Annotated in this window: 8 protein-coding genes and 1 pseudogene; 4 read left to right on the forward strand and 5 right to left on the reverse strand. The window is 64.9% G+C overall.

The features are described 5' to 3' along the window. Position 1 precedes the first annotated feature (1 nt). The 5 genes from fabF to fabD all read right to left on the reverse strand — a co-directional run bounded on the left by fabF (position 2) and on the right by fabD (position 3997). Positions 2-1258 carry a beta-ketoacyl-ACP synthase II gene (gene fabF, locus JWM94_RS02035; protein ID WP_299420695.1) on the reverse strand — a complete coding sequence of 419 codons (1257 nt, stop codon included), beginning with the start codon at positions 1256-1258 and terminating at the stop codon, positions 2-4. A gap of 115 nt (positions 1259-1373) precedes the next feature. After that, complete coding sequence (locus JWM94_RS02040; protein ID WP_293989780.1) at positions 1374-1610, reverse strand: acyl carrier protein; 237 nt, start codon at positions 1608-1610, stop codon at positions 1374-1376. Positions 1611-1697: 87 nt separating this feature from the next. Further along, positions 1698-2213: a hypothetical protein gene (locus tag JWM94_RS02045; RefSeq protein ID WP_299420700.1), complete on the reverse strand. Its 516-nt coding sequence runs from the start codon at positions 2211-2213 to the stop codon at positions 1698-1700. Further along, positions 2210-2950, reverse strand: a complete 741-nt coding sequence (fabG, locus tag JWM94_RS02050; RefSeq protein WP_299420703.1) for a 3-oxoacyl-[acyl-carrier-protein] reductase — start codon at positions 2948-2950, stop codon at positions 2210-2212. The genes JWM94_RS02045 and fabG overlap by 4 nt, the downstream gene beginning before the upstream one ends. A 111-nt stretch (positions 2951-3061) precedes the next feature. Then, the gene (fabD, locus tag JWM94_RS02055) at positions 3062-3997 is read right to left on the reverse strand and encodes an ACP S-malonyltransferase (RefSeq protein WP_299420708.1); all 936 of its coding nucleotides are present in this window, start codon (positions 3995-3997) and stop codon (positions 3062-3064) included. Positions 3998-4207: 210 nt separating this feature from the next. On the opposite strand from fabD, the gene JWM94_RS02060 reads away from it, so the two are divergent. The 4 genes and pseudogenes from JWM94_RS02060 to JWM94_RS02075 all read left to right on the forward strand — a co-directional run. Further along, a complete protein-coding gene (locus tag JWM94_RS02060) occupies positions 4208-4561 on the forward strand; it encodes an RcnB family protein (protein WP_299420712.1) in 354 nt (117 codons plus the stop codon). A 102-nt stretch (positions 4562-4663) separates the two neighbouring features. After that, the gene (locus JWM94_RS02065; RefSeq protein WP_299420717.1) at positions 4664-5440 is read left to right on the forward strand and encodes a phosphatase PAP2 family protein; all 777 of its coding nucleotides are present in this window, start codon (positions 4664-4666) and stop codon (positions 5438-5440) included. A gap of 127 nt (positions 5441-5567) precedes the next feature. Continuing rightward, positions 5568-5972: a 30S ribosomal protein S6 gene (gene rpsF, locus JWM94_RS02070; protein ID WP_299420721.1), complete on the forward strand. Its 405-nt coding sequence runs from the start codon at positions 5568-5570 to the stop codon at positions 5970-5972. Between the two features lie 12 nt (positions 5973-5984). After that, positions 5985-6055, forward strand: a pseudogene (locus tag JWM94_RS02075) (30S ribosomal protein S18); the annotation flags it as partial.

A 6055-nucleotide genomic window follows, 5' to 3' on the forward strand; every position in this document is an offset into this window, starting at 1 on the left:
GCTAGAGCGCCTTCATCACGAGGCTGGCATTGGTGCCGCCGAAGCCGAACGAGTTGTTGAGCACCGCCTTCACTTCACGCTTCTTCGCGACGAGCGGGACCAGGTCGACGCCCTCGGCGCCCTCCGACGGGTTTTCGAGGTTGAGCGTGGGCGGCACGATCTGATCGCGGATCGCGAGGATGCAGAAAATCGCCTCCACAGCCCCAGCGCCGCCGAGAAGATGCCCGATTGCCGACTTGGTCGAGCTCATCGACACGTGCGAAATCGCATCGCCGAACAGCCTTTTTACCGCGCCGAGCTCGATCAAATCGGCCATGGTCGAGGTGCCATGCGCGTTGATGTAATCGATGTCCGCCGGCTGCATGCCCGCACGCTTGAGCGCCATTTCCATCGAACGGTACGCGCCCGATCCGGTCGGTTCGGGCGCGGTCACATGATAAGCATCGCCCGACAGGCCATAGCCGACCACTTCGCAATAGATTTTCGCGCCGCGTGCCACGGCGCGCTCATATTCTTCCAGTACGACGACGCCGGCGCCTTCGCCCATCACGAAACCCTCACGCGCCTCATCATACGGGCGGCTCGCCTGTTCGGGCCGGTCGTTGAAGCTGGTATTGAGCGCGCGCGCGGCGGCAAAACCGGCAATGCCGATCGGGCAGATCGTCGCCTCGGCGCCGCCTGCGAGCATCACGTCGGCATCGTCCATCGCGATCATCCGCGCGGCGTCTCCGATCGAATGCGCACCGGTTGAGCACGCGGTGACGACGGCATGGTTCGGACCCATCAGCCCGTATTTGATCTGCACTTGACCGGTGATCAGGTTGATCAGGCGGCCGTGGACGAAGTGCGGGCTGACGCGGCGCGGTCCCTTTTCGGCGAGAACGAGCGACTCGCTTTCGATCCCCGGTAATCCGCCGATGCCGGAGCCGATGGAGCAGCCCGCGCGGTAGCGCTCTTCCTCGGTCATCTCGGTCAGGCCAGCATCCTCGAGCGCCTGTCCGGCGGCGTCGATACCGTAGATGATAAAATCGTCGACCTGGCGCTGGACCTTGTGATCGACGCGCTTGCCGGGGTCGAAGCCATATTCGTGGTCGGCGGGTTTCACCTCGCACGCGATCGTGCACGGATAGTCGCTCGCGTCGAACCGAGTGATCTGGCCCGCGCCCGATTTACCGGCAAGCAGGTTCTTCCACGTGGTTTCGACATCGGCACCCAGCGGGGTCACCAGGCCCAGGCCGGTCACGACTACGCGACGCATGGCACTCTCCAAAAATAATTGTCGTTAAATGCGAAACGGCCCCCCGGCCCTGGAATATCCGGGGACGGGAAGCCGCTTCGTTACTCTACCCCGCGGCGACACGCCACGGACGGGCTCAACCCTGGTTCGCGTCGATATAGGTGATCGCGTCGTTGACGGTCGAAATCTTCTCCGCGGCGTCGTCGGGGATCTCGACCCCGAATTCTTCCTCGAACGCCATCACCAGCTCGACGATGTCGAGGCTGTCTGCACCCAGATCGTCGATGAAGCTCGCCTCGGGCGTCACAGCACTGGCTTCGACACCCAGGTGCTCGACCACGATCTTCTTCACCCGGTCGGCAGTATCGCTCATTCGTTGCTTCCCTCTATAGTCTGGGGCGGGCCCCGGAGTTCCTGAACGCACGTAGAACGCGCTTGGTGCCCGCGCAAGAGGGCGGCGTCACGCTGCGGTAAAGTCGGACGGATAGAATTCGATCGCGGCGAGCGCGGCGAAATAGAGCAGGACATGGCGACGCCCCTGAAGCTGCGCCGCCGCGATGGTGACGGCATTGAGCGCGCCCGGCGACGCTTTGGCGATCAGGCTCCTGCGGTCCTGGACCGGCAGTGCCGCATAGCTGGCGGCAAGCTTGGTGGCGTCGAGGCCGTCGCGCTTGAGCGCCGACTCGGCGCCCAGCCTGGTCGCGCGCGCTTGCGTGTATGACACTGCGATCTGCGTCGCGTTGGGCGACCAATTGCCCGCGTTGCGGCATTTCTGCCGCGCATCGATCAGCTCGTCACGGTCCGGATCCAGCGCGCGGGCCGGATCGAAACCGTTATCGGCCGCGGCGACGACACCGTCGCCGATCCGCTGCATCGCCGCCGCGCCCAGTTTGGCTTCGATACAGCCGATATCGCCGGTTGCGGCAAAGGCCGGTGCGGGCGCGAGGAACGCGACGGTAAAGAGCAAATACCTCACAGCATCGCCATCCCGCCATTGACGTGGATCGTCTGGCCGGTGACGTACCCTGCCTCCTTCGACGCCAGGTAGACCACCGCCGCCCCTATATCCTCGCCGGTGCCGAGGTCGCCCGCCGGGATGCGGGTCAGGAGCGCGGTCTTCTGGGCCTCGGGCAACACATCGGTCATCGCCGATCGGATGAAGCCTGGCGCGACGCAATTGACCGTGATGTTGCGGCTGGCGAGTTCCTGCGCCAGCGCCTTCGACATGCCGACCAGACCGGCCTTCGACGCGGCATAATTGGCCTGGCCCGGATTGCCGGTCGCGCCCACCACGCTGGTGATCGAAATGACCCGGCCATAGCGCGCCTTCATCATCGGCCGCGCGGCGGCGCGGATCAGCCGGAACGCGGCCTCCAGATTGACGCGGATGACGGTGTCCCACTCCTCGTCCTTCATCCGCATCGCCAGATTGTCGCGCGTGATGCCGGCATTGTTGACGAGGATGTCTAGCTTGCCGCCCAGCGCTTCGACCGCCGATGGCACCAGCGCATCGACCGCCGCACCGTCCGACAGGTCGCATTGCAGCGCGACGTGATCGCTGCCGAGCGAAGCGCGAAAGCCTTCCAGCTTATCGGCATTGGACCCCGATACCGCGAGGCGCGCGCCCTGCCCCGCCAGCGCCTGCGCGATCGCCGATCCGATCCCGCCGGATGCGCCCGTCACCAGCGCGGTCATGCCTGTCAGGTCGAACATTGCTTAGTCCTTCTTGTGTCCGTCATCCTGACTCGTTTCAGGATCCAACTATCCGCGAGCGAAAACGTTTGAGGCATGATGGATGCTGAAACAAGTTCAGCATGACGGCGGTTAGAGCGACTTCGCCAGCGCTTCGATATCGTCCATCGAGATCACGCTGACCGCCTCCACGTCGGGCGCGATGCGCTTGACCATCGGGGCGAGCACCTTGCCGCCGAATTCGACGAAGCGCTCGACCCCGGTGTCGGCCATGTTGAGCACCGATTCGCGCCAGCGCACCATACCGGTGACTTGCTCGACCAGCAGCTTGCGGATCGTATCGACGTCGCTGACCGGCTGGGCGGTCACATTGGCGAAGACGGGGACGAGCGGCGAGTCGATCCGCGCGTCTGCCAACGCCTTGTCCATCGCATCGGCGGCGGGTTGCATCATCGGGCAGTGGAACGGCGCGGACACCGGCAGCGAAATCGCGCGCTTGGCGCCGTGATCCTTGGCGATTTCGATCGCGCGGTCGATCGCGGCCTTCGCGCCCGAAATCACGACCTGCGACGGATCGTTGTCGTTGGCGATGGTGCAAACCTCACCCTGCGCCGCGGCGTCGGCGATCTTCTGCGCTGTCGCGAGGTCGCAACCGAGCAACGCCGCCATGCCGCCCTGCCCGACCGGCACCGCCGCCTGCATCGCCTCGCCGCGATGCCTGAGCAATAAAGCCGTCGTCGCGAGATCGAACGCGCCCGCAGCGCACAGAGCGGTATATTCGCCGAGCGAGTGCCCCGCCACGTAATCGGCCTTGTCGGCAAGCCGTATTCCGCCTTCCTTTTCAAGCACGCGCAAGGTCGCGATGGCGTTGGCCATGATCGCCGGCTGGGCATTGGCGGTGAGTTGCAGGTCGTCGGGCGGCCCGTCGAACATCAGGTGCGACAGATGCTGGCCGAGCGCATCGTCGACTTCTTGAAAGACAGCGCGCGCGACCGAGCTCGCATCGGCGAGCGCCTTGCCCATGCCGACCGCCTGACTGCCCTGCCCCGGGAAAATGAACGCGCGCATCGACCTCTCCTTGTCTGGCAGCGGCAGTAGAAAGGCATGCGTCGCGGTGCAAGCGCAGGGCATCGCCCGATATGAACAATTGGTCAGTATTATTGACGTTTTGCGACACTTCGCGACCAATCAGCCGATCGCCGGCACAGGATTGCGACACCTCACGCTCAGATTGATCCTCGACGCCAACAGACGACGTCGTTCGAAACGGAGGTTATCATGAAGAAACTTATTCTCGGCGCCATCGCCGCCTCGATACTCGCGAGCCCGATCGCCATCGCCCCGGCTTCGGCCGCACCGCAGCGCGATCACCGCGACCAGCGCGATCATCGTTTCGACAATCGCGGCCGCGCCGCCCCCGCGCCGAGCTATCGCCGCTGGAACAAAGGGCAGCGGTTCGACCGTCGCTATGCGCAGAACTACCAGGAGATCGGCAACTGGCAGCAGTATCGCGGCCGTCGCCTCTATGCGCCACCGCGCGGCTATCACTGGGTGCGGTCGGGCAATGACGCGGTGCTGGTCGCGGTCGCCGGCGGGCTGATCGGCGCGGTCCTCGCGGGCGCGTTCAACTAAAGCCTTCGGCATAGCCGATCGATGGGGCGGCGGGCTTCGGCTCGCCGCCCTTTTCGTATGCGTGCAATGCTGGCAACAGGCGCACCGCAAGGCGGAGGTGTCATGACCAGAACTATCCGGGCCGCGATTGGATCGCTTGCGCTATCGATTCCGGCGCTCGTGCTTGCCCAGCAAACCACCGGCTACCTTCCCGACGGCAGCCTCGACATGACGCAGATCCTGCCGCCCGCCCCGGTCAAAGGCGAGGCGCGATACCTGAACGATCGCCGCATCTTCAAGGACACCCGTCACTGGCTCGGGACGCCGCGCGGCGACCTGGCGATGCGCGACGTCGCGCTCGGAATACCGGCGATGGCCGACGCGTTCAGTTGCGCGCTCGGCATCAAGCTAGACCCTAAAAAAGCGCCGATGACGATGAAGCTGATCGCGCGCGCCGGGGCCACGGCCAACGCGCAATCGAAGGCGTCGAAGGAATTCTTCAAACGCCTGCGACCCTATCAGATCAAGATGCGCAAGACCTGCCAAGCGCCCTCGGAGCTTAAGGGCAGCTACGACTACCCTTCCGGCCACACGACCTGGGGCTGGACCTGGGCGCTGATCCTCGCGAACCTCGCCCCCGATCGCGCCACGCCGATCCTGACGCGCGGCCGCGCTTATGGCGAAAGTCGCGTGGTGTGCGGCGTGCACAATTATAGTGCGATCGAGGCCGGGCGAGTCACCGCGTCAGCCACCTATGCCGCCGAACTCGGTCAGCCGGCATTCCAGGCCGATCTCGCTGCCGCTCGTGCCGAACTCTCCGCACTGCGGGCCGATCCGACAACGCCGAAGCCCGAAAAATGCGATGCGGAGGCCGCGCTGATCGCGCTGCACATCCTCTAAGGGTTGCGTTCGCGCGCGTTTTCCGCCAGAGGCCCCCGCTTCCGGATACGTCCGGATACCCAGAACGATAGCCGGAGGGGCGTCGCACGGTGCGGCGTCAGCGATCGGCCAACAGTGAGAATGACGCATGGCTCTTTACGAGCACGTGTTCCTTGCGCGCCAGGATCTGGCACAAGCGCAGGTGGACGCCCTGGCGGAAGCCGCCACCAAGATCATCACCGACAACAAGGGCAAGGTCGTCAAGACCGAGACCTGGGGCCTGCGGTCGCTGGCCTATCGCATCGCGAAGAACCGCAAGGCGCATTACGTGATGCTCGAAATCGACGCCCCCGGCGACGTCGTTGCCGAGTTGGAGCGCCAGACGCAGATCAACGAAGATGTGATCCGCTACATGACCGTCAAGGTCGACGAGCATGAAGCTGGTCCCACCGTGATGATGCGCAAGGGTGAGCGCGACCGCGAGCGTGGCCGTGACCGGGGCGACCGTCCCGACCGTGACCGCGGTCCCCGCGGCGGCTTCGACAGCGAATAAGGAATCAGAGACATGGCACGACCCTTTTTCCGCCGCCGCAAGAGCTGCCCGTTTTCCGCCAAGGATGCCCCCCGGATCGATTA

The sequence above is a fragment of the Sphingomonas bacterium genome (assembly GCF_028289855.1).
GTDB lineage: Bacteria > Pseudomonadota > Alphaproteobacteria > Sphingomonadales > Sphingomonadaceae > Sphingomonas.

What these genes read in the sequence shown, in the direction of transcription:
- fabF (WP_299420695.1), bottom strand. Translation starts at nt 1,258, where the DNA reads ATGCGTCGCGTAGTCGTGACCGGCCTGGGCCTGGTGACCCCGCTGGGT.
- JWM94_RS02040 (WP_293989780.1), bottom strand. Translation starts at nt 1,610, where the DNA reads ATGAGCGATACTGCCGACCGGGTGAAGAAGATCGTGGTCGAGCACCTG.
- fabG (WP_299420703.1), bottom strand. Translation starts at nt 2,950, where the DNA reads ATGTTCGACCTGACAGGCATGACCGCGCTGGTGACGGGCGCATCCGGC.
- fabD (WP_299420708.1), bottom strand. Translation starts at nt 3,997, where the DNA reads ATGCGCGCGTTCATTTTCCCGGGGCAGGGCAGTCAGGCGGTCGGCATG.
- JWM94_RS02060 (WP_299420712.1), top strand. Translation starts at nt 4,208, where the DNA reads ATGAAGAAACTTATTCTCGGCGCCATCGCCGCCTCGATACTCGCGAGC.
- JWM94_RS02065 (WP_299420717.1), top strand. Translation starts at nt 4,664, where the DNA reads ATGACCAGAACTATCCGGGCCGCGATTGGATCGCTTGCGCTATCGATT.
- rpsF (WP_299420721.1), top strand. Translation starts at nt 5,568, where the DNA reads ATGGCTCTTTACGAGCACGTGTTCCTTGCGCGCCAGGATCTGGCACAA.